At 71.5% G+C, this 21,642-nt stretch carries 20 protein-coding genes; 18 read left to right on the plus strand and 2 right to left on the minus strand.

The window, feature by feature from the left end:
• The first annotated feature begins 183 nt into the window (after positions 1 to 183).
• The 4 genes from ACFY7H_RS27695 (at position 184) to ACFY7H_RS27710 (ending at position 4,988) form a co-directional block, all read left to right on the plus strand.
• Positions 184 to 1,047 carry a menaquinone biosynthetic enzyme MqnA/MqnD family protein gene (locus ACFY7H_RS27695; protein WP_388943204.1) on the plus strand — a complete coding sequence of 288 codons (864 nt, stop codon included), beginning with the start codon at positions 184 to 186 and terminating at the stop codon, positions 1,045 to 1,047.
• A 205-nt stretch (positions 1,048 to 1,252) separates the two neighbouring features.
• Positions 1,253 to 3,052, plus strand: a complete 1,800-nt coding sequence (locus ACFY7H_RS27700; protein WP_388943206.1) for a serine/threonine-protein kinase — start codon at positions 1,253 to 1,255, stop codon at positions 3,050 to 3,052.
• Positions 3,053 to 3,137: 85 nt separating this feature from the next.
• A complete protein-coding gene (mqnC, locus tag ACFY7H_RS27705) occupies positions 3,138 to 4,337 on the plus strand; it encodes a cyclic dehypoxanthinyl futalosine synthase (RefSeq protein ID WP_388943209.1) in 1,200 nt (399 codons plus the stop codon).
• A gap of 6 nt (positions 4,338 to 4,343) precedes the next feature.
• Entirely contained in the window at positions 4,344 to 4,988 is a 645-nt protein-coding gene (locus ACFY7H_RS27710; RefSeq protein WP_388943212.1) for a hypothetical protein, read from the plus strand.
• A gap of 51 nt (positions 4,989 to 5,039) precedes the next feature.
• On the opposite strand, the gene ACFY7H_RS27715 is transcribed toward ACFY7H_RS27710, so the two are convergent.
• Positions 5,040 to 5,762, minus strand: a complete 723-nt coding sequence (locus ACFY7H_RS27715) for a DUF3152 domain-containing protein (protein ID WP_388943215.1) — start codon at positions 5,760 to 5,762, stop codon at positions 5,040 to 5,042.
• 184 nt (positions 5,763 to 5,946) lie between these two features.
• On the opposite strand from ACFY7H_RS27715, the gene ACFY7H_RS27720 reads away from it, so the two are divergent.
• The 3 genes from ACFY7H_RS27720 to ACFY7H_RS27730 all read left to right on the plus strand — a co-directional run bounded on the left by ACFY7H_RS27720 (position 5,947) and on the right by ACFY7H_RS27730 (position 8,986).
• On the plus strand, positions 5,947 to 6,639 hold the full coding sequence (locus tag ACFY7H_RS27720; RefSeq protein ID WP_388943218.1) for a demethylmenaquinone methyltransferase: 693 nt from the start codon (positions 5,947 to 5,949) through the stop codon (positions 6,637 to 6,639).
• A gap of 6 nt (positions 6,640 to 6,645) precedes the next feature.
• Complete coding sequence (locus ACFY7H_RS27725; protein ID WP_388943221.1) at positions 6,646 to 7,557, plus strand: glutaminase; 912 nt, start codon at positions 6,646 to 6,648, stop codon at positions 7,555 to 7,557.
• A 145-nt stretch (positions 7,558 to 7,702) separates the two neighbouring features.
• Positions 7,703 to 8,986 (plus strand): geranylgeranyl reductase family protein, encoded by a 1,284-nt coding sequence (locus ACFY7H_RS27730; protein WP_388943223.1) that lies wholly within the window; start codon positions 7,703 to 7,705, stop codon positions 8,984 to 8,986.
• Between the two features lie 162 nt (positions 8,987 to 9,148).
• Here ACFY7H_RS27730 and ACFY7H_RS27735 read toward each other — a convergent pair whose 3' ends face one another.
• The gene (locus ACFY7H_RS27735) at positions 9,149 to 10,000 is read right to left on the minus strand and encodes a C40 family peptidase (RefSeq protein WP_388943226.1); all 852 of its coding nucleotides are present in this window, start codon (positions 9,998 to 10,000) and stop codon (positions 9,149 to 9,151) included.
• A gap of 792 nt (positions 10,001 to 10,792) precedes the next feature.
• On the opposite strand from ACFY7H_RS27735, the gene ACFY7H_RS27740 reads away from it, so the two are divergent.
• From ACFY7H_RS27740 to nuoK, 11 genes are read left to right on the plus strand one after another with little or no spacing between them, the layout of a single operon-like run.
• The gene (locus tag ACFY7H_RS27740) at positions 10,793 to 11,152 is read left to right on the plus strand and encodes an NADH-quinone oxidoreductase subunit A (protein ID WP_249767272.1); all 360 of its coding nucleotides are present in this window, start codon (positions 10,793 to 10,795) and stop codon (positions 11,150 to 11,152) included.
• A gap of 14 nt (positions 11,153 to 11,166) precedes the next feature.
• The gene (locus ACFY7H_RS27745; RefSeq protein ID WP_007265818.1) at positions 11,167 to 11,721 is read left to right on the plus strand and encodes an NADH-quinone oxidoreductase subunit B family protein; all 555 of its coding nucleotides are present in this window, start codon (positions 11,167 to 11,169) and stop codon (positions 11,719 to 11,721) included.
• Positions 11,718 to 12,440 carry an NADH-quinone oxidoreductase subunit C gene (locus tag ACFY7H_RS27750; protein WP_388943229.1) on the plus strand — a complete coding sequence of 241 codons (723 nt, stop codon included), beginning with the start codon at positions 11,718 to 11,720 and terminating at the stop codon, positions 12,438 to 12,440. The genes ACFY7H_RS27745 and ACFY7H_RS27750 overlap by 4 nt, the downstream gene beginning before the upstream one ends.
• A complete protein-coding gene (locus ACFY7H_RS27755; protein WP_388943232.1) occupies positions 12,440 to 13,780 on the plus strand; it encodes an NADH-quinone oxidoreductase subunit D in 1,341 nt (446 codons plus the stop codon). Before ACFY7H_RS27750 ends, ACFY7H_RS27755 begins: the two co-directional genes overlap by 1 nt.
• A gap of 53 nt (positions 13,781 to 13,833) precedes the next feature.
• Positions 13,834 to 14,562 (plus strand): NADH-quinone oxidoreductase subunit NuoE, encoded by a 729-nt coding sequence (gene nuoE, locus ACFY7H_RS27760; protein WP_388943237.1) that lies wholly within the window; start codon positions 13,834 to 13,836, stop codon positions 14,560 to 14,562.
• Positions 14,562 to 15,980, plus strand: a complete 1,419-nt coding sequence (nuoF, locus tag ACFY7H_RS27765) for an NADH-quinone oxidoreductase subunit NuoF (RefSeq protein WP_388943240.1) — start codon at positions 14,562 to 14,564, stop codon at positions 15,978 to 15,980. Before nuoE ends, nuoF begins: the two co-directional genes overlap by 1 nt.
• Complete coding sequence (locus ACFY7H_RS27770; RefSeq protein WP_388943242.1) at positions 15,977 to 18,514, plus strand: NADH-quinone oxidoreductase subunit G; 2,538 nt, start codon at positions 15,977 to 15,979, stop codon at positions 18,512 to 18,514. The genes nuoF and ACFY7H_RS27770 overlap by 4 nt, the downstream gene beginning before the upstream one ends.
• The gene (gene nuoH / locus ACFY7H_RS27775; RefSeq protein WP_388943245.1) at positions 18,511 to 19,908 is read left to right on the plus strand and encodes an NADH-quinone oxidoreductase subunit NuoH; all 1,398 of its coding nucleotides are present in this window, start codon (positions 18,511 to 18,513) and stop codon (positions 19,906 to 19,908) included. Before ACFY7H_RS27770 ends, nuoH begins: the two co-directional genes overlap by 4 nt.
• Positions 19,901 to 20,530, plus strand: coding sequence for an NADH-quinone oxidoreductase subunit NuoI (gene nuoI, locus ACFY7H_RS27780; protein WP_388943248.1), 630 nt, complete (start codon positions 19,901 to 19,903; stop codon positions 20,528 to 20,530). Before nuoH ends, nuoI begins: the two co-directional genes overlap by 8 nt.
• Complete coding sequence (locus ACFY7H_RS27785) at positions 20,527 to 21,339, plus strand: NADH-quinone oxidoreductase subunit J (RefSeq protein ID WP_388943251.1); 813 nt, start codon at positions 20,527 to 20,529, stop codon at positions 21,337 to 21,339. The genes nuoI and ACFY7H_RS27785 overlap by 4 nt, the downstream gene beginning before the upstream one ends.
• Positions 21,336 to 21,635 (plus strand): NADH-quinone oxidoreductase subunit NuoK, encoded by a 300-nt coding sequence (gene nuoK, locus ACFY7H_RS27790; RefSeq protein ID WP_030864698.1) that lies wholly within the window; start codon positions 21,336 to 21,338, stop codon positions 21,633 to 21,635. Before ACFY7H_RS27785 ends, nuoK begins: the two co-directional genes overlap by 4 nt.
• Positions 21,636 to 21,642: the final 7 nt, after the last annotated feature.

Here is a 21,642-nt window from a genome sequence, read left to right on the forward strand (position 1 = left end):
TGAAAACTACAAAAGCCTGCGGGTTACATGCTCCGCAGGCCTCGTACTGCAAGGGAAACCAAACTGCAACTTGCGTCGAGCCTAGCACGCACCCTCGGGCCGAGACCAGAGGGAAAGATCACGTCACCCGGACGTTTGAGCCCCGCTCGATCGCTGACGGAGAACCGACGCTAGTCTCGCGATGTGGACGTCTATCGCAGCCGGCCCCGCGTCGGCCACATCCAGTTCCTGAACTGCCTGCCCCTCTACTGGGGGCTGGCCCGAACCGGCACGCTGCTGGACATGGAGCTGACCAAGGACACCCCGGAGAAGCTGAGCGAGCGGCTCGTCCAGGGCGACCTGGACATCGCCCCCATCACCCTCGTGGAGTTCCTCCGCAACGCCGACCGGCTCGTGGCCTTCCCCGACCTGGCGGTCGGCTGCGACGGGCCCGTCATGTCCTGCGTGATCGTCTCGCAGGTCCCGCTGGAGCGGCTGGACGGCGCCCGCGTCGCCCTGGGCTCGACCTCCCGCACCTCCGTGCGCCTGGCCCAGCTGCTGCTCGCCGAGCAGTACGGAGTCCGGCCCGACTACTACACCTGCCCCCCTGACCTGGGGGTGATGATGCAGGAGGCCGACGCGGCGGTGCTGATCGGCGACGCCGCGCTGCGCGCCTCGCTGCACGACGCGCCCCGGCTCGGGCTGACCGTGCACGACCTGGGCCACATGTGGAAGGAGTGGACGGGGCTGCCCTTCGTCTTCGCCGTCTGGGCCGCCCGCAAGGACTACCTGGAGCGCGAGCCCCTGGTCGTGCGGGAGGTCCACCAGGCGTTCCTCGCCTCCCGGGACGTCTCCCTGGAGGAGGTCGTCAAGGTCGCCGAGCAGGCCGCCCGCTGGGAGGCCTTCGACGCCGAGCTGCTCCAGCGCTACTTCACCACCCTGGACTTCCGCTTCGGTCCCGACCAGCTGGCCGGCGTACGCGAATTCGCGCGCCGGACCGGAGGCGACACCGGGTACGACGAGGACGTCGTCGTGGAGCTGCTGAAGGCTGCCGCGCCGGATCGCTGATGGCGATATCGGTGCGGGCCTTCCGCTTCTCCCAGAGGAATGTTCCGTTTGCCGGGAATTCGTTCCCCTTTCGTATTCACGTCGCTCGAAGGCGAATGCGAACGGGACCGCGGGAAGCGGAAGGTATTCGGCGGGAACGCGCCCCCGCCGCCCCCTAAGGTTCTGTCTGTTCGCACCACACGGATCTCGGGGGACGGGGGACGCGATGCAGCCGCTGGAAGCCGGCGAGCCGCGCACCATCGGCGCTTACCGGCTGCTCGGCCGGCTCGGCGCGGGCGGCATGGGGCGGGTCTATCTGGGGCGCAGCGCCGGCGGCCGGACCGTCGCCGTCAAGATCGTGCACCCGCACTTCGCCTCCGACCGGGAGTTCCGCGCCCGTTTCCGCCGCGAGGTGGAGGCCGCCCGGCGGGTCGGCGGGGAGTGGACCGCGCCCGTGCTGGACGCCGACCCGGAGGCGGCCGTGCCGTGGGTCGCGACCGGGTACGTGGCGGGACCCTCCCTCGACCGGGCCGTGGCCGGGCACGGGCCGCTGCCCGAGACCTCGGTGCGCGCGGTCGGCGGGGGGCTGGCCCGCGCGCTGGTGGCGGTGCACGCCCTGGGCCTGGTCCACCGCGACGTGAAGCCCTCCAACGTGATGCTGACCCTCGACGGACCGCGGTTGATCGATTTCGGGATCGCCCGGGCCACGGACGGGACCGCCTCGCTGACCTCCACCGGGGTCTCCGTCGGCTCGCCCGGCTACATGTCCCCGGAACAGATCCTCGGCAAGGGCGTCACCGGTGCGTCGGACGTCTTCTCCCTGGGTGCGGTCCTGGCCTTCGCGGCGACGGGCCGGCCGCCCTTCAGCGGGGACAACTCCGCGACCCTCCTCTACAAGGTGGTCCACGAGCCGCCGGAGCTCGGCGGGATCCCCGCCGGGCAGCTGCGCGAGCTGATCGGCGCGTGCCTGGCCAAGACGGCCTCCGAGCGTCCGGCGCCCGAGGCCCTCGCGCGGGCCCTGGGCGGGGCGCTGGGCACGCCGGGGTGGCTTCCGGCGCCGCTGGTGGAGGAGGCGAGCCGGGCGGCGGTGGCCCTGCTGGACCTGGACGCCGACGACTCCGGTTCCGGCACCCCGGCCGGGTACGCCGCCGGGTACGCGGCCCCGCCCGCCACCGAGACCGGCTCCGGGTCCGGGTCCGGTTCCGGGTACGCCGCCGGGTCCGGGTCCGGGCCGGTTCCGTTCACGGGCGGGTCCACCGGCGGGCCCGCCGGCGTCGGCTTCGGGACGCCCGACCCGTCGTACGGGACCCCGGGCGGGTACGCCGGCGGCGGGGTGTACGGCGCCCCGACCGAGACGGCCGGCGGCGGCGCGGGCGGCGGCGTCCCGCAGCAGCGCACCGCGGCCGACGCCGGCGGCCGCGGGGTCACCCTCAGCGCGGCCGGCCGCCGCTTCAGCTGCACCCTGGTGCTCGGCGCGGCCGCCGTGCTCGCGGCCGTGTCCGGCGGGCTGTACGGCCTGGGCCTGCTGCCGGGGGGCCGGGAGGAAGGCCGGGACGCGGCCCACGGCAATCCCCCGAAGACCACGGCCCCGAACCCGGCGGGCTCCGCACCGGACTCCGCCCAGCCGTCGGCGTCCGCTTCGGCGGCCCCGCCCAAGGGGACCCGCAACGACGTCCCCAAGGAACTCGTCGGCACCTGGAAGGGCACGGTCGTCACCGCCCGCATGGGCGTCCCCAGCAAGTTCGAGATCACCATCAGGGCCGGGAAGGTCGGCGAGGTCGTCGCCCGGGACAAGTCGGTCATCGACCTGCTCGGCACCGACTGCAGCGGCGACTGGAAGCTCGCCTCCGCCACCGACCGCTCCCTCGTCCTCGACACCGCCGGCGGCCCCAACCCGGCACCGGGCATCTGCTCCAACGGTTCCTCCGACGAGCGCTTCACCCTCAACGAGAACGGAACCCTGCACTACAAGTCGGGGGACGTGCCCGCCGGGAACCCCGAGGGAGACCTCACCCGCAGCCCGTGACCCCCGCCCTGAAAGCGGCGCACGGCCCCTGGCGTAGGCTGGATCGGTCCGGAACCCTGACACACCGCCGAAAGGTGATCCACCGGTGACCGACCCGGCCGCACTCCAGTCCGTCCTCGACCGCGCCGCCGCAGGGGGCCGGATCACCAAGGAAGAGGCCCTCGACCTCTACCGGCACGCCCCGCTGCACGCGCTCGGCCAGGCCGCCGACGCGGTGCGCCGCCGCCGCTACGCCGGTACGGAGCACATCGCGACGTACATCATCGAGCGCAACATCAACTACACGAACGTGTGCGTCACGGCGTGCAAGTTCTGCGCCTTCTACGCGGCCCCCAAGGACACGAAGAAGGGCTGGTCCCGCGACCTCGACGACATCCTGCGCCGCTGCGCGGAGACCGTGGAGCTGGGCGGCACCCAGATCATGTTCCAGGGCGGGCACCACCCGGACTACGGCGTCGAGTACTACGAGCACCACTTCTCGGCGATCAAGAAGGACTTCCCGCAGCTGGTCATCCACTCCCTCGGCGCGTCCGAGGTCGAACACATGGCCCGCATCTCGGGCGTCTCCGCCGAGGAAGCCATCCAGCGCATCCACGCCGCCGGCCTCGACTCCTTCGCCGGCGCCGGCGCCGAACTCCTCCCCGAGCGCCCGCGCAAGGCGATCGCCCCCCTGAAGGAGTCCGGCGAGCGCTGGCTGGAGATCATGGAGATCGCCCACCGGCTGGGCGTGGAGTCCACCTCCACCATGCTGATGGGCACCGGCGAGACCAACGCCGAGCGCATCGAGCACATCGCGATGATCCGGGACACCCAGGACCGCACGGGCGGCTTCCGCGCCTTCATCCCGTACACGTACCAGCCCGAGAACAACCACCTCAAGGGCCGGACCCAGGCGACCGTCTTCGAGTACCTGCGCATGATCGCCATCGCGCGGCTCTTCCTCGACAACATCGCCCACGTCCAGGGTTCCTGGCTCACGGTCGGCAAGGAGGCGGGGCAGCTCGCCCTGCACTACGGCGCCGACGACCTCGGCTCGATCATGCTGGAGGAGAACGTGGTCTCCTCGGCCGGTGCCAAGCACCGCTCGAACCGCCAGGAGATCATCGACCTGATCCGCAAGGCGGGCCGCGTCCCCGCGCAGCGCGCCACCACGTACGAGCACATCGTGGTACACGACGACCCGGCGGATGACCCGGTCGACGACCGCGTGGTCTCGCACATCTCCTCGACCGCCATCGAGGGCGGCACCGCGCACCCCGAGCTGAAGCTCATCTCCACGAACTGACGCCCGATGCTGACGCTGCACACCGCCGGCCTCCTCGTCACGGGACCGGGCGCCGTACCGCTGGAGGACGGCGCGGTCCTGGTCGAGGGCGACCGGATCGTCCGGGTGGGCCCGTACGGGGAACTCGGCGCGGCGGCGCCGCACGCCCGGGTCCGCCGCTGGCCCGGCGTGCTGACCCCGGGGCTGCTCGCCCGCGGCGCTGACGAGCTGCTGGAGCGCACGTACTACCCGGACGACCCGTACGAGGTCACCGAGCTCGGCGCGGCCCCGATCACCGGGGCCGCGGCCCTCGACGCGCTGAAGATCACCGAGTCCTGCTGGGGCAACAGCGCCCGCCGGGGCACGCAGAAGCTGCTCGCGCGCGGGGTGGTGGCGGTGGCGGGGCGTTTCACCACCGCCTCCGTCCGCACGGCGGTGACCCGCTCGGGCCTGGCCGTGGTACCGCCCGCCCCGTACGAGGGCACGCCCGCCCTGGACCCGCTCGCCGGGCGGGAGTCGGCCGGGCAGGCCTTCCACGGGGTGCTGGAGGCGGGCGCCGCGGCCCGGTTCGCGGTCTTCGCGGTCGCGGACGAGACCGAGCTGCTGGAGCGCGGGGCGACCACCTGCGTGGCCACGGTCATCTCCGGCCGGCTGCTGCACCGGCGGCGCTGAGCGGCGGCATCGGAGGCCCGGCCCGGGGGTGCTGTGACGGCGCGCCCCGGCTCACGGGACGGGCGGTCCGCCCAGGTACGTCCCGTCGGCGCCGTACGGCCACGCGTTGGACGTGCACCCCCGCAGGCCCTTGATCTGCTGCATCATCGCCGGGGCTGGGGCGCCGGGGCGCGGGCAGGTCTCGTGCGCGCGGCCGAGTTCGTGGCCCACCTCGTGGTTGACGATCAGCGCCCGGTACTCGGCGAGCGGGCCGCGGAACCGGGGCGAGCCCTCCTGCCAGCGCTTGAGGTTCACCACGACCGTGTGACCGACCCGGCAGTTGGCCTCCCCGATCAGCTCGGGAGTGACCACCCCGCACAGCCGGTCGCTGGTGGCGGGCGCGGCGATCCGCACGGTGAAGTCCACCGGTTCCCCGGGGCCGGCCAGCCGGAAGCCGTGGGCGGGGTCGCGTATCCAGCCGCGCCGGTCCCCGAGTATCCCCTCGACGGTCCGGGCGGCGGCGTCCGGATCGATCCCGCTGCCGTTCTCCGCCTCCACCCGCCAGCGCAGCGGACGCCCCTCGCCCTGGACCAGGCCGGCGGCGGATGAGGCGGTGAACCCCACCGGCACCGGGGCCGCCCGCCCGGGCGGCGGGGGCGGGCCCCCCGGCCCGCCGGTGGCCCCGCCCTCCCGCGGCCCGAGCCGGAAGGCGGCCACCGAGAGGGCGGCCAGCGCCGCCGACCACAGGACCGTGCGGCGCAGTCGCCCGCGCCGCCCGGCCCGCCGAGCGCTCACTGACCGGTCTGTCGGCATCCGTAGACCCTTTGTTCGGATTGTCCGGCCCAGTCTGCCCGGTTCCGGTCCGGATCCGCCGGAATTCCGGCCGGGCCGGGGCAGCGGTCCGCCGGGGCCGGCGGCCTGAGAGGATGACGGTGTACCCGTCCACGCAGACACACCGAGCACCGAGGGGCCAACGCCAGTGACAAGGGCTTCCCTGGACAAGCAGCCGCACGAAGTCGCCTCCATGTTCGACGGGGTGGCCGCGAACTACGACCTCACCAACGACGTCCTGTCCCTCGGCCAGGCGCGCCTGTGGCGCAAGGAGGCCGCCCGGGCGGTCGCCGCCCGCCCCGGCCAGATGGTGCTCGACCTGGCCGCGGGCACCGCGACCTCGTCCCTCCCGTACGCCGCGACCGGCGCGTACGTCGTCCCCTGCGACTTCTCCCTCGGCATGCTCCGCGAGGGCAAGAAGCGCAACCCGTGGCTGCCGCTGACGGCGGGCGACGCGACGCGGCTCCCCTTCAAGGACGACGTCTTCGACACCGTGACGATCTCCTTCGGGCTGCGCAACGTCCAGGACACCGACGGCGCGCTGCGCGAGATGTACCGGGTGACCAAGCCCGGCGGCCAGGTCGTGATCAGCGAGTTCTCGCAGCCCACCTGGGCCCCCTTCCGGACCGTCTACACCGAGTACCTGATGCGGGCCCTGCCGCCCGTCGCCCGCGCGGTGTCCTCCAACCCGGACGCGTACGTCTACCTCGCCGAGTCCATCCGCGAATGGCCCGACCAGCCGGCGCTGGCGGCCCTCCTGCGGAAGGCCGGCTGGTCGAAGGTGGCCTGGCGGAACCTGAGCGGCGGCATCGTGGCGCTGCACCGCGGGGTCAAGGCGTAACCGTCCATGGACTACCAAGGGCTGCTGGAGCGAATCGCGGCCGACGTCTCCCCCCTGGTGGGCAGCGGCACGCCCGCCGAGTACATACCGGCGCTGGCCAAGGTCGACCCGCGGCAGTTCGGCATGGCCCTCGCCGACCTCGACGGCAACGTCTTCGGGGTCGGCGACTGGCGCACCCCCTTCTCCGCCCAGTCCGTCACGAAGGTCTTCGCCCTGGCCCTCGCCCTCGCGGAGGGCGGGGACAGCCTGTGGGAGCGCGTGGGCCGGGAGCCGTCGGGCAACCCCTTCAACTCCCTGGTGCAGCTGGAGTACGAGAACGGCATCCCGCGCAACCCGTTCATCAACGCGGGCGCGCTCGTCGTCACCGACCGGCTCCAGACCCTGACGGGCGACGCGAGCAGCGAACTCCTCGACTTCCTCCGGCAGGAGAGCGGCAACCCGGACCTCGGCTTCGACGCCGACGTCGCGGCGTCCGAACAGGAACACGGCGACCGCAACGCGGCGGTGGCCCACTTCATGTCCTCCTACGGCAACATCGACAATCCGGTGCCGGCGCTGCTGGAGCACTACTTCTGGCAGTGCTCCATCGAGATGAGCTGCGCCGACCTGGCCCTGGCCGGCCGCTTCCTGGCCAGCCACGGCCTCCGCGCGGACGGCTCGCGCCTCCTCACGCGCAGCGAGGCGAAGCAGGTCAACGCGGTGATGCTGACCTGCGGTACGTACGATGCGGCGGGCGAGTTCGCGTACCGCGTGGGCCTGCCGGGCAAGAGCGGCGTGGGCGGCGGCATCATCGCCGTGGTCCCGGGCCGCTGCACCCTCGCGGTCTGGAGCCCGGGCCTGGACTCCCGGGGCAACTCGGTGGCCGGCGTGGCTGCCCTGGACCGTTTCACCACCCTGACGGGCCTGAGCATCTTCTGAGCCCCTTCCGCGGCCGGGGCGGGGCCGGGGACGGTCCCGCGCAGCGGTGACGCCCTCGGCCCGGCCGGTACCGCGCCGCTGCATAGACTGCGTCATGTTCCTGTGCCGCCGGGCACTTTCCACCGAGCCTCCAGGAGACCCCGCAGTGACCGAGCCCCTCACCGAACACTCCGCGGACGTGATCGTCGTCGGGGCCGGGCCCGCCGGTTCCACGACCGCCCACTACCTCGCCAAGGCCGGGCTGGACGTCCTGCTCCTGGAGAAGACGGCGTTCCCGCGCGAGAAGGTCTGCGGTGACGGTCTGACCCCCCGGGCCACCAAGCAGCTGGTCGCCATGGGCATCGACATCTCCGAAGAGGCCGGCTGGCTCCGCAACAAGGGCCTGCGCATCATCGGCGGCGGGCAGCGGCTCCAGCTGGACTGGCCGGAACTCGCCTCCTTCCCGGACTACGGACTCGTCCGCAAGCGCGACGACTTCGACGAGACCCTGGCCCGCCAGGCGCAGAAGGCGGGCGCCCGGCTGTACGAGCGCTGCAACGTCGGCGAGCCGGTGCGCGACCCCCGCACCGGGCACATCACGGGCGTGCAGGCCAAGCTCGGCGAGGAGAAGACCCCGGTCACCTTCCACGCCCCGCTCGTGGTCGCCGCGGACGGCAACTCCTCGCGGCTGTCCCTCGCCATGGGCCTGCACCGGCGCGAGGACCGCCCGATGGGCGTCGCGGTGCGCACGTACTTCACCTCGCCGCGGCACGACGACGACTACCTGGAGTCCTGGCTGGAGCTGTGGGACCGGCGCGGTCCGCAGGACCGGCTGCTGCCCGGCTACGGCTGGATCTTCGGCATGGGCGACGGCACGTCCAACGTCGGCCTCGGCATCCTCAACTCCTCCTCCGCGTTCAAGGAGCTGGACTGGCGCGAGGTCCTGAAGGCCTGGTGCGCGTCCATGCCGGAGGACTGGGGCTACACCCCGGAGAACATGACGCAGCCGATCCGCGGCGCGGCGCTGCCGATGGCCTTCAACCGGCAGCCGCACTACACCAAGGGCCTGCTGCTGGTCGGTGACGCGGGCGGGCTCGTCAACCCGTTCAACGGCGAGGGCATCGCCTACGCGATGGAGTCGGGACAGATCGCGGCCGAGGTGATCGTGCAGGCCCACGCCCGGGCCACTCCGGCGCAGCGCGAGCTGGCCCTGCACAGCTACCCGAAGGTGCTGAAGGAGACCTACGGCGGCTACTACTCGCTGGGGCGCGCCTTCGTGAAGCTGATCGGCAACCCGAAGGTCATGAAGATCGCCACGCAGCGCGGCCTGACGCACCCGGTGCTGATGCGCTTCACGCTGAAGATGCTGGCGAACCTGACCGACCCGGCGGGCGGCGACGCGATGGACCGCATCATCAACGGCCTCTCGAAGGTGGCCCCGAAGGCCTGAGGGGGTCGCCGGCCGCTCGGCGGCGTCTGAGAGCCGCTCCCGGGCCGGGGGGCGGCTCTCAGACGTCTACGGGGCCCCTCAGGGCCGTCTTGCGGGCATGCCGAAGGTCCGGTACTCCGCCCCCGAGCGGGGGAGTACCGGACCTCGCGGACGGTCGTGCGGTCAGAGGACGCGGACGGCGCCCGTCGGCATGTCGTAGCTCATGTTGCGCTCGACGATGCCGGTGCTGGGGTTCTGCGCACCGATGAACTTGCCGTTGCCCGAGTAGATGGCGACGTGGTACGCGCTGCCCTTGGCGCCCCAGTACAGGATGTCGCCGGGCTGCAGGTTGCTCAGCGAGACCGAGCGGCCGGCCATGGACTGGTCCTGGGAGACGCGGTCCAGCTTGATGCCGGCCTGGCGGTACGCGGCCTGGACGAGGCCGGAGCAGTCGTACGCGGTGGGGCCGGTGGAGCCGAGCACGTACGCCTTGCCGATCTGGGCGCGGGCGAAGCTCACGATGGCTGCCGCCGAGCCGGTGGCCGGCTTCGAGGCGGTGGAGCCGGTGGAGGCGGCGGAACCGCCGTTGTCGGCGGCGGAGGCGGTGGTCAGGGAGGTGCGGTCGGTGCTGCGGCCCGCGCGCTCGGCCTCGGCCTTGCGGTCGGCCTCCTGCTTCGCCTTGAGCTCGGCGGCCTTGGTGGCGTCTTCCTTCGCCTTCTTCGCCTCGGCGGCGGCCCCCGTGCGGGCGCTCTCCTCCAGGGCGTTCAGCTCGCCGGTGACGGCGGCCTCCACGGCGGCGACGCGGGTGTTCTCGGCGGCCGTGTTGACGGCGTTGGAGACTTCGGTGCCGAGGTCCAGGTCGAGGACCGGCATCTCGAGCGTCGTCTCGGCCACGGGCTCGGACGGCGACGCGCTCGCGGTCCCGGCCATGGCCAGGGTGCTGAGGACGCCACCGGCAACTCCGGCGCGGACCGCGAGCTTCGAGGCGCTGCGGCGGGGCTTCCGGTGGCTGGGTATGTGAGCGGTGTGGGACATGGGACAACCGCTATCAGGGGTGCCGGGTTCCCTTCAAGAAACGTGGTCTGCGCCACAGTTGCCCGCCGAGGCCGCTAACCGGGCGCGTCGCGCCTCTTATTGACGCCGTAACGGACGTAACGGACACGCTTTCACAAGCCTGTGATCATGGGGTTTCAGTAATAAGTCCGAATTGATCCACGGCCTACCATCGACCCGCACAGATGGCCAAGCCCCCTTTCGGCGGCATCCGTTCCACGTGACGCAGGTCACAGCCGCCTGTGGCCACGAGGGCGTCGTGGCCGCTTCGTGATCCGGCCGTGAACGCGCCGTGCGGTTCGTGAACGGATGCACAGGATCTCCCCCCGCTCCCCTCCGGCGGCGACTTCCGGCCACCGTGTCCACTCCCGTACGCGGGGCGTCCCCCGGGTGAGGGACGCGTGCTCCCTTATCACTTGGGCAGCTCAGGCGCCAATTTGCTTGCACTGCGCATCGTTTGATAGGGCGACAGGCCTTCCACCTGCACCTACGGGCCCGGATGTCACCTTTGGTGATCATGTGGATGCCTTGCGTGCGAAGATCACCACTCATCGGGGTTCATGATCGTTCGCCAGGTGGTGGAGATCACAAAGCCGGTGTTGGCACCCGTGTCGCAGATCACAGAGCGGCGGGCATAAGATGCGCACCAGTCCGGCTTGTGAACTGCCTCACATGCGATCGGCCCCCGCTTCCGGGGACTGCCTTCGAGGGGCGGGGCACTCGGCGCCGGCGCAGCGGCCCAACGGTCAAGGACGACTGGAAGGAGCGAGGAGCGTGAATGCGTACGCACCCATCCTCGTGCTCGGCGCCATCGGCGCAGGGTTTGCGATCTTCTCCGTGGTCATGGCCACGCTGATCGGCCCAAAACGGTACAACCGGGCGAAGCTCGAAGCCTACGAGTGCGGCATCGAGCCCACCCCGATGCCCGCCGGCGGCGGTCGCTTCCCCATCAAGTACTACCTGACGGCGATGCTCTTCATCGTCTTCGACATCGAGATCGTCTTCCTCTACCCCTGGGCCGTCACCTTCGACGCCCTGGGGATCTTCGGGCTCGTCGAGATGCTGCTCTTCGTGCTCACCGTCTTCGTCGCCTACGCCTACGTGTGGCGGCGCGGCGGCCTGGAATGGGACTGAGGGGCTGAATTCCCATGGGACTGGAAGAGAAGCTGCCGAGCGGCTTCCTGCTCACCACCGTCGAACAGGCCGCGGGCTGGGTGCGCAAGTCATCCGTCTTCCCGGCCACCTTCGGCCTCGCGTGCTGTGCCATCGAGATGATGACCACCGGCGCCGGCCGCTACGACCTGGCCCGCTTCGGCATGGAGGTCTTCCGCGGCTCCCCGCGCCAGGCCGACCTGATGATCGTGGCGGGACGCGTCAGCCAGAAGATGGCGCCGGTACTGCGTCAGGTCTACGACCAGATGCCCGCCCCCAAGTGGGTCATCTCCATGGGCGTGTGCGCCTCTTCGGGCGGAATGTTCAACAACTACGCGATCGTCCAGGGCGTCGACCACATCGTGCCGGTGGACATCTACCTGCCCGGCTGCCCGCCCCGCCCCGAGATGCTGATGGACGCGATCCTCAAGCTCCACCAGAAGATCCAGGGCTCGAAGCTCGGCGTGAACCGGGAAGAGGCGGCGCGCGAGGCGGAGGAGGCCGCCCTCAAGGCCCTCCCCACCATCGAGATGAAGGGGCTCCTTCGGTGAGCGACGACCCGGCCGTCGAGAACGGCAACAACGTCCCCGCTCCCCGGGCCGTCACCGGACCCGAGGTGATCGGCGTCCGCAAGGGCATGTTCGGCGCCGGGAACGGCGGCGACACCAGCGGCTACGGCGGCCTCGTGCGCACCGTGGCCCTGCCCGGGGCGAGCACCCGCCCGTACGGGTCCTACTTCGACGAGGTCGTCGACGAGCTGGAAGGTGCCCTGGAGGAGCAGGGTCTGCTCCCGGACAACGCCATCGAGAAGACCGTCGTCGACCGGGGGGAGCTGACCCTCCACATCGCCCGCGAGCACCTCGTGCGCGTCGCCTCCACCCTGCGCGACGACCCGGCCCTGCGCTTCGAGCTCTGCACCGGCGTCTCGGGGGTGCACTTCCCCGGCGACAAGGGCCGCGAGCTGCACGCCGTCTACCACCTGCGCTCGCTCACCCACGGCCGGATCCTGCGGCTGGAGGTGTCCGTCCCGGACGGCGACCCGCACCTGCCCTCGCTCGTCGGCGTCTACCCGACCAACGACTGGCACGAGCGCGAGGCCTACGACTTCTTCGGCCTGGTCTTCGACGGCCACCCGGCCCTCACCCGGATCATGATGCCGGACGACTGGCAGGGCTTCCCCCAGCGCAAGGACTACCCGCTCGGCGGGATCCCCGTCGAGTACAAGGGCGCCCAGATCCCGGCTCCCGACCAGCGGAGGTCGTACAGCTGATGTCCCCCACGTCGAACCACGCAGAGAACCCCGCGGCCTCCCGCGACACGACCGAGGGCACCGTCTACACCGTCACCGGCGGGGACTGGGACGAGATCGTCCGGTCGGCGGCCAAGGCCGACGACGAGCGGATCGTCGTCAACATGGGCCCGCAGCACCCCTCCACCCACGGAGTGCTCCGCCTGATCCTGGAGATCGACGGCGAGACCGTCACCGAGGCCCGCTGCGGCATCGGCTACCTGCACACCGGCATCGAGAAGAACCTCGAATTCCGGAACTGGACGCAGGGCACCACCTTCGTGACGCGCATGGACTACCTGACGCCGTTCTTCAACGAGACGGCGTACTGCCTCGGCGTCGAGAAGCTGCTCGGCATCACCGACCAGATCCCCGACCGCGCCACCGTCATCCGCGTCCTGCTGATGGAGCTGAACCGGCTCTCCTCGCACCTGGTGTGCATCGCCACCGGCGGCATGGAGCTGGGCGCGACCACGATCATGATCTACGGGTTCCGGGACCGCGAGCTGATCCTCGACGTCTTCGAGCTGATCACCGGCCTGCGCATGAACCACGCCTTCGTCCGCCCCGGCGGCCTCGCCCAGGACCTGCCCCCCGGCGCGGTCGACCAGCTGCGCGAGTTCGTCAGGACGATGAAGAAGAACCTGCCGGAGTACGACAAGCTCGCCACCGGCAACCCGATCTTCAAGGCCCGCATGCAGGACGTCGGCTACCTCGACCTCACCGGCTGCATGGCGCTCGGCGCCACCGGCCCCATCCTGCGCTCGGCCGGCCTGCCGCACGACCTGCGCAAGGCGGAGCCGTACTGCGGCTACGAGGACTACGAGTTCGACGTCCCCACCACCGAGAGCTGCGACTCCTACGGACGCTTCCTGATCCGCCTGGAGGAGATGCGCCAGTCGCTGCGGATCGTCGAGCAGTGCCTGGACCGGCTGGAGCCGGGCCCGGTGATGGTCGCCGACAAGAAGATCGCCTGGCCGGCGCAGCTCGCCCTGGGCCCCGACGGCCTCGGCAACTCCCTCGACCACATCAAGAAGATCATGGGCACCTCCATGGAGGCCCTCATCCACCACTTCAAGCTGGTGACCGAAGGCTTCCGGGTGCCGGCCGGGCAGGCGTACGCGGCCGTCGAGTCACCCAAGGGCGAGCTCGGCGTCCACGTCGTCTCCGACGGCGGCACCCGCCCCTACCGGGTCCACTTCCGCGACCCGTCCTTCACCAACCTGCAGGCCATGGCCGCGATGTGCGAGGGCGGCCAGGTCGCCGACGTCATCGTGGCCGTCGCCTCCATCGACCCCGTGATGGGAGGCGTCGACCGATGACCGCCGTGCCTTCTGGAGGGGGTACCCCCCAGACCGCCCCCCTCGGTCTGGGCATGCCCCAGATGCCCGCCCCCGACTACCCGGCCGAGGTGCGCGAACGACTGGCGGCCGACGCCGCCGAGATCATCGCCCGCTACCCCGACAGCCGCTCCGCGCTGCTGCCGCTGCTGCACCTGACCCAGTCCGAGGAGGGCTACGTCTCGCGCACCGGCATCCGCTTCTGCGCCGAGACGCTGGGCCTGACCACGGCCGAGGTCACCGCCGTCGCCACCTTCTACACGATGTACCGGCGCAAGCCCTCCGGGGACTACCAGGTCGGCGTCTGTACGAACACCCTGTGCGCGGTGATGGGCGGCGACGCCATCTTCGACGAGCTCAAGCGGCACCTGGGAGTCGGCAACAACGAGACCACCGCCGACGGCAAGGTGACGCTGGAGCACATCGAGTGCAACGCGGCCTGCGACTACGCGCCCGTGGTGATGGTCAACTGGGAGTTCTTCGACAACCAGACCCCCGAGTCCGCCAAGGACCTGGTCGACGACCTGCTGGCCGGCCGCCCCGTCGAGCCGACCCGGGGCGCGCCGCTGTGCACGTACAAGGAGACCGCCCGGATCCTGGCGGGTTTCCCCGACGAGCGCCCGGGCGCGGTCGGGGCGAGCGGCGGCGCGGGCCCCGCCTCACTGATCGGCCTGCGCATCGCGCGCGGCGAGTCCCCGCGCACCCCGATCGTGCACCCGCGCGGCGAGGCCCGCCGGGAGACCGGTACCGAGGGAGGGGAGTGATGAGCGTGTCCGCCAAGGAAAGCCACGGGGGCACCTCCCGGCCGGAGACCGGCGGAGGGACGAGCCCCGAGAAGCTGCTCTCACCGGTGCTGTCGGCCTTCTGGGACGAGCCCGAGTCCTGGACGCTGGAGACCTACCGGCGCCACGAGGGCTACGAGGGCCTGCGCAAGGCCCTCGCCATGACCCCGGACGAGGTGATCGCGTACGTCAAGGACTCCGGTCTGCGCGGACGCGGCGGCGCCGGCTTCCCCACCGGGATGAAGTGGCAGTTCATCCCGCAGGGCGACGGAAAGCCGCACTACCTCGTCGTGAACGCGGACGAGTCGGAGCCGGGAACCTGCAAGGACATTCCCCTCCTCTTCGCCAATCCGCACTCCCTCATCGAGGGAATGATCATCGCCTGCTACGCGATCCGCTCGGAGCACGCCTTCATCTACCTGCGCGGCGAGACGGTCCCCGTACTGCGGCGCCTGCACGAGGCGGTGCGGGAGGCCTACGCCGCCGGATACCTCGGCAAGAACCTCGGGGGCACCTCCCGGCCGGAGGCCGGGGGAGGCACCGGCCGCAACCTCGACATCACCGTGCACGCGGGAGCGGGCGCGTACATCTGCGGCGAGGAGACGGCACTGCTCGACTCCCTCGAAGGCCGGCGCGGCCAGCCCCGGCTGCGTCCCCCCTTCCCCGCCGTCGAGGGGCTCTACGCCTGCCCCACCGTCGTCAACAACGTCGAGTCCATCGCCTCGGTTCCCGCGATCTTCAACAGGGGCAAGGACTGGTTCAAGGCGATGGGGACGGAGAAGTCCCCCGGCTTCACCCTCTACTCGCTGTCCGGGCACGTCGTCGGCCCCGGTCAGTACGAGGCCCCCCTCGGCATCACCCTGCGCCAGCTCCTCGACATGAGCGGCGGGATGCGCCCCGGGCACCGGCTGAAGTTCTGGACCCCGGGCGGCTCCTCCACGCCCATGTTCACCGACGAGCACCTCGACGTCCCCCTCGACTACGAGGGCGTCGGCGCCGCCGGCTCGATGCTCGGCACCAAGGCGCTCCAGTGCTTCGACGAGACCACCTGCGTGGTGCGCGCCGTCACCCGCTGGACCGAGTTCTACGCCCACGAGTCCTGCGGCAAGTGCACCCCCTGCCGCGAGGGCACGTACTGGCTCGTCCAGCTGCTGCGCGACATCGAGGCGGGCAAGGGCGTCATGTCCGACCTCGACAAGCTGAACGACATCGCCGACAACATCAACGGCAAGTCCTTCTGCGCGCTCGGCGACGGCGCGGCCAGCCCGATCTTCTCCTCGCTGAAGTACTTCCGCGAGGAGTACGAGCAGCACATCACCGGCAAGGGCTGCCCCTTCGACCCGGGGAAGTCGACCCTCTGGGCGGACGGTCCCCTCAAGAACACCGAGGTGAACGCATGACCGTCACCACGAACGCCCCGGCGGGCGGCGGCGAGACGGGGAAGCGTCCGCAGGACGCGGACAACACGGTCTCCCTGACCATCGACGGCATCGAACTGTCCGTCCCCAAGGGAACCCTGGTCATCCGGGCCGCCGAACAGCTCGGCATCGAGATCCCCCGGTTCTGCGACCACCCCCTCCTCTCTCCGGCCGGTGCCTGCCGCCAGTGCATCGTCGAGGTCGAGGGCCAGCGCAAGCCGATGGCCTCCTGCACCATCACCTGCACCGACGGCATGGTCGTCAAGACGCAGCTGACCTCCCCGGTCGCCGACAAGGCCCAGCGCGGCGTGATGGAACTGCTGCTCATCAACCACCCGCTGGACTGCCCCGTCTGCGACAAGGGCGGCGAGTGCCCGCTGCAGAACCAGGCGATGTCGCACGGCAACGCCGAATCCCGGTTCGAGGGCCGCAAGCGGACGTACGAGAAGCCCGTCCCGATCTCCACGCAGGTGCTGCTGGACCGCGAGCGGTGCGTGCTGTGCGCGCGCTGCACCCGCTTCTCCAACGAGATCGCCGGCGACCCGATGATCGAGCTGCTGGAACGCGGCGCGCTCCAGCAGGTCGGCACCGGCGAGGGCGACCCCTTCGAGTCGTACTTCTCCGGCAACACCATCCAGATCTGCCCCGTCGGCGCCCTCACCTCGGCCGCCTACCGGTTCCGCTCCCGCCCCTTCGACCTCGTCTCCTCCCCGAGCGTGTGCGAGCACTGCGCGGGCGGCTGCGCGACCCGTACCGACCACCGGCGCGGCAAGGTGATGCGCCGCCTCGCCGCCGAGGACCCCGAGGTCAACGAGGAGTGGATCTGCGACAAGGGCCGCTTCGCGTTCCGCTACGCGCAGCGCCCCGACCGGCTGACCACCCCGCTGGTGCGCGGCACGGACGGCGTGCTCGCCCCGGCGAGCTGGCCCGAGGCGCTGGAGGCCGCCGCGCGCGGGCTCACCGCCGCGCGCGGCCGGGCCGGCGTCCTGACCGGCGGCCGGCTCACCGTCGAGGACGCCTACGCCTACTCCAAGTTCGCCCGGGTGGTGCTCGACACCAACGACATCGACTTCCGGGCCCGGGTGCACAGCGCCGAGGAGACCGACTTCCTGGCCGCCGAGGTGGCCGGCAGCGGCAAGGACCTTGGGGGCACCTCCCGGCCGAAGGCCGGGGGAGGCACGGGCGTGACGTACGCCTCCCTGGAGGCGGCCCCCGCCGTGCTCCTCGTCGGCATCGAGGCCGAGGAGGAGGCCCCCGGGGTGTTCCTGCGCCTGCGCAAGGCGCACCGCAAGCACAAGCAGCGGACCTTCGCCCTCGCCCCCTTCGCCACCCCGGGCCTGCGGAAGGCGGGCGGCACCCTGCTGGCCGCCGCCCCCGGCACCGAGCCCGAGTGGCTCGCGGCCCTCGCCACCCGCACCGGCCTGGAGGCCGGCGGCGCCGAGGCCGCGGAGGCGCTGCGCCGGCCCGGCGCGGTCATCGTCGTCGGCGAACGCCTCGCCGGTGTGCCCGGCGCGCTGACCGCCGCCGTACGCACGGCCACCGCCACCGGGGCCCGGCTGGTGTGGATCCCGCGCCGGGCCGGGGAACGGGCCGCCGTCGAGGCGGGCGCGCTGCCGTCCCTGCTGCCCGGCGGCCGCCCCGCCACCGACCCGCGGGCCCGCCAGGAGGTCGCCGCCGCCTGGGGGCTGGACGAACTCCCGCACCGCTACGGCCGCGACACCGGGCAGATCATCGAGGCCGCCGCCACCGGCGAGCTCCCGGCCCTGCTGGTCGCGGGCGTCGAGGTCACCGACCTGCCCGACCCGGACCGCGCCCGCACCGCGCTGAAGGAGGCCTTCGTGGTCTCCCTGGAGCTGCGGCCCGGTGAGGTCACCGACCACGCGGACGTGGTCCTGCCGGTCGCCGCCGTCGCGGAGAAGGCCGGCACGTTCATCAACTGGGAGGGCCGGGTCCGCCCGTTCGAGGCGGCCCTCAAGCCCGACCAGATGACCCGCCGCCTCGCCCCCGCCGACGCCCGCGTGCTGCACATGCTGGCCGACGCCGCCGACCGGCCCCTCGCGCTGCCCGACGTGCACGCCGTACGGCGGGAGCTGGAGCGGCTCGGCCCGTGGGAGGGGGAGCCCGCGCCCGAGCGGTCCACCGACCCCGAGCCGCTTCCCCGCCCCGGCACGGGCGAGGCCGTCCTCGCCGGCCACCGGCTGCTGCTGGACCTCGGCCGGCTCCAGGAGGGCGACGAGGCCCTGGCCGGGACCCGGCACGAGGCCTGCGCCCGGCTCTCGGCCGACACCGCCGCCGAGACCGGCGTCAAGGACGGTGACCTCCTCGCCGTCACCGGCCCGGCGGGCGCGGTGGAACTCCCGCTGCGGATCACCGAGATGCCCTACCGGGTGGTGTGGCTCCCGCTGAACTCCACCGGCTCCGGTGTCCTCGCCGACACCGGCGCCCGCCCCGGAACCCTCGTACGGATCGGCCCGGCCGGGGCCGGACCTGCGGCCGACGCGGAGGTACGACCGTGACCCACCTCGCCCAGTTCGCGGCGCAGTCGCCGCACGTCCTGGCCGCCGAGGACCTGACCCTGTTCGGCAGGGACGTCTGGTGGCTGGTCCTCGTCAAGGCGGTGTTCTGCTTCGCCTTCCTGATGGTGACGGTGCTCTTCTCCATCGTGTGGGAGCGCAAGGTCGTCGCCTGGATGCAGCTGCGCATCGGCCCCAACCGGCACGGCCCCTGGGGCATGCTCCAGTCGCTCGCCGACGGCGTGAAGCTGATGCTCAAGGAAGACGTCATCGTCAAGCGGGCCGACAAGGTCGTCTACGTCCTCGCGCCGATCATCGCGGCGATCCCGGCGTTCATGGCCATCGCGGTGATCCCCTTCGGTCCCGCGGGCAACGAGGTGTCCATCTTCGGCCAGCGCACCACGATGCAGCTGACCGACCTGCCGATCGCGATGCTCTACGTCCTCGCGGTCGCCTCGGTCGGCATCTACGGCATCGTCCTCGCCGGCTGGTCCTCCGGATCCACCTACCCGCTGCTCGGCGGCCTGCGCTCCTGCGCGCAGATGATCTCGTACGAGATCGCGATGGGCGCCGCCTTCGCCTCGGTGTTCCTCTACTCCGGGTCGATGTCGACCTCGGCGATCGTGGAGGCGCAGGCGGACCGCTGGTACATCGTGCTGCTGCCGGTGTCCTTCATCATCTACGTCGTCACGATGGTCGGCGAGACGAACCGCGCCCCCTTCGACATGCCGGAGTCCGAGGGCGACCTGGTCGGCGGCTTCAACACCGAGTACTCCTCCATCAAGTTCGCGCTGTTCATGCTGGCCGAGTACGTCAACATGGTCACCGTCTCGGCGGTCTCGGTCACCCTCTTCCTGGGCGGCTGGCGGGCACCGGCGCCGATCTCCACGTACTGGGAGGGCGCGAACCACGGCTGGTGGCCGATGCTCTGGTTCGTCCTCAAGGTCCAGCTGCTGCTGTTCTTCTTCATCTGGCTGCGCGGCACGCTCCCCCGCGTGCGCTACGACCAGCTGATGAAGCTCGGCTGGAAGGTCCTGATCCCGGTCTCCCTGACCTGGCTGATGCTGGTCGCCACCGTCCGGGCCCTGCGCAACGAGCGCTACGACTTCAGCGAGATCGTCCTGTACGTCGGGGGCGCGGTCCTCGCGGTCCTGCTCCTCTCCTCCGTCGCGGACCACTTCCGGGACCGGCGGGAGAAGGCCGCGGCCGCCGAGGCCGCGAAGGCCGCCGCGGCCGAGCCCTTCGATCCGATGGCGGGCGGGTTCCCCGTACCGCCCAAGCCGGGCCAGCACCTGGCACCCGTACCGCGCCGACGTCCCCGCGGCGAGCGGGAGCTGATTGTCAGTGGCGGGGCGAATACTGACAGTGACCGAGAGGAGGGTGCTGACCATGTCTGACGCGGACCGGAGCGAGCAGTGGCAGAACCCGGTGGCCGGCTTCGGCGTGACCTTCAAGGCCATGTTCAAGAAGCGGCTCACCGAGCAGTACCCGGAGCAGCAGAAGACCACCGCCCCGCGCTTCCACGGACGGCACCAGCTCAACCGCCACCCCGACGGCCTGGAGAAGTGCATCGGGTGCGAACTGTGCGCCTGGGCCTGCCCCGCCGACGCGATCTACGTGGAGGGCGCGGACAACACCGAGGAGGAGCGCTACTCCCCGGGCGAGCGGTACGGGCGGGTCTACCAGATCAACTACGCCCGCTGCATCCTGTGCGGGCTGTGCATCGAGGCGTGCCCGACGCGCGCGCTGACGATGACGAACGAGTTCGAACTGGCCGACTCCAGCCGAGAGTCGCTGATCTACACCAAGGAGCAGCTCCTCGCCGGGCTGACCGAGGGCATGGTCGAGGCTCCGCACTCGGTCTTCCCGGGCACCGACGAGCAGGACTACTACCGCGGACTGGTGACGGGCGCCGCCCCGGGCACCGTCCGGCAGGTGGCGGTGTCCAAGGGCGAGACGCCCGAAGCCGACGCCGGGGCCGGGACCCAGGCCGGCAAGACCGAGGAGGTGGGGGCATGAGCGCCCTCGCCGCGGCCGCCGGCGCGACCTCCACCGGGGAGGCCGTGCAGTTCTGGGTCCTCGGGACCGTCGCCGTCATCGGCGCGCTGTGCACGATCCTGATGAAGAAGGCCGTGCACAGCGCCCTGTGCCTGGCCGGGACGATGATCATCCTGGCGGTCTTCTACCTCGCCAACGGGGCCTACTTCCTGGGCGTGGTCCAGGTCGTCGTCTACACCGGCGCCATCATGATGCTCTTCCTCTTCGTGGTCATGCTCGTCGGCGTCACGGCGGCGGACTCGCTGAAGGAGACCCTCAAGGGGCAGCGCTGGATGGCCGCCCTGTGCGGGCTCGGCTTCGGCATCCTGCTGATCGCCGGCCTCGGCAACGCCGGCCTCACCCACTTCAACGGGCTCGGCCGGGTCAACTCCGCCGGGCACGTCGAGGGCCTCGCCGAACTGATCTTCACCCGCTACATCTTCGCCTTCGAGCTCACCGGCGCCCTGCTGATCACGGCGGCCGTCGGCGCGATGGTGCTCACCCACCGCGAGCGCACCGAGCGGGCCGCCACCCAGCGCGAGCTCGCCGAGAAGCGCGTACGCGAGGGCGTGCAGCTCCCGCCGCTGCCGGCGCCCGGCGTCTACGCCCGGCACAACGCGGTGGACATCCCCGGCCTGCTGCCGGACGGCACCCCCTCCGAGCTGACCGTCAACAAGACGCTCCGCGCCCGCGGCCAGATCCGCGACGTGTCCGGCCAGGCCCTGGACGACCTCAAGGCGCTGGAGCAGAGCTCCGCGGAGCGCCTCGGCCGAGAGGAGGCCTCGAAGTGAACCCGGTCAACTACCTGTACCTGGCCGCCCTGCTGTTCACCATCGGCGCGGCCGGCGTACTCATCCGGAAGAACGCCATCGTGCTGTTCATGTGCGTCGAGCTGATGCTCAACGCCTGCAACCTCGCCTTCGTGGCCTTCTCCCGGATGCACGGCAACCTCGACGGCCAGATCATCGCGTTCTTCACGATGGTCGTCGCCGCCGCGGAGGTCGTGGTGGGCCTCGCGATCATCGTGTCGCTGTTCCGTACCCGCCACTCGGCCTCGGTCGACGACGCCAGCCTGATGAAGCTGTAAGGGGCGT

This window comes from Streptomyces sp. NPDC012794, assembly GCF_042901085.1.
GTDB lineage: Bacteria > Actinomycetota > Actinomycetes > Streptomycetales > Streptomycetaceae > Streptomyces.

Coding starts and splice junctions, on each gene's coding strand:
- ACFY7H_RS27770 (WP_388943242.1), top strand. CDS start 15,977: ATGACCGTCACCACGAACGCCCCGGCGGGCGGCGGCGAGACGGGGAAG.
- ACFY7H_RS27725 (WP_388943221.1), top strand. CDS start 6,646: ATGGACTACCAAGGGCTGCTGGAGCGAATCGCGGCCGACGTCTCCCCC.
- ACFY7H_RS27755 (WP_388943232.1), top strand. CDS start 12,440: ATGTCCCCCACGTCGAACCACGCAGAGAACCCCGCGGCCTCCCGCGAC.
- ACFY7H_RS27710 (WP_388943212.1), top strand. CDS start 4,344: ATGCTGACGCTGCACACCGCCGGCCTCCTCGTCACGGGACCGGGCGCC.
- nuoF (WP_388943240.1), top strand. CDS start 14,562: ATGAGCGTGTCCGCCAAGGAAAGCCACGGGGGCACCTCCCGGCCGGAG.
- ACFY7H_RS27735 (WP_388943226.1), bottom strand. CDS start 10,000: ATGTCCCACACCGCTCACATACCCAGCCACCGGAAGCCCCGCCGCAGC.
- nuoE (WP_388943237.1), top strand. CDS start 13,834: ATGCCCCAGATGCCCGCCCCCGACTACCCGGCCGAGGTGCGCGAACGA.
- ACFY7H_RS27745 (WP_007265818.1), top strand. CDS start 11,167: ATGGGACTGGAAGAGAAGCTGCCGAGCGGCTTCCTGCTCACCACCGTC.
- ACFY7H_RS27700 (WP_388943206.1), top strand. CDS start 1,253: ATGCAGCCGCTGGAAGCCGGCGAGCCGCGCACCATCGGCGCTTACCGG.
- nuoI (WP_388943248.1), top strand. CDS start 19,901: ATGTCTGACGCGGACCGGAGCGAGCAGTGGCAGAACCCGGTGGCCGGC.
- ACFY7H_RS27785 (WP_388943251.1), top strand. CDS start 20,527: ATGAGCGCCCTCGCCGCGGCCGCCGGCGCGACCTCCACCGGGGAGGCC.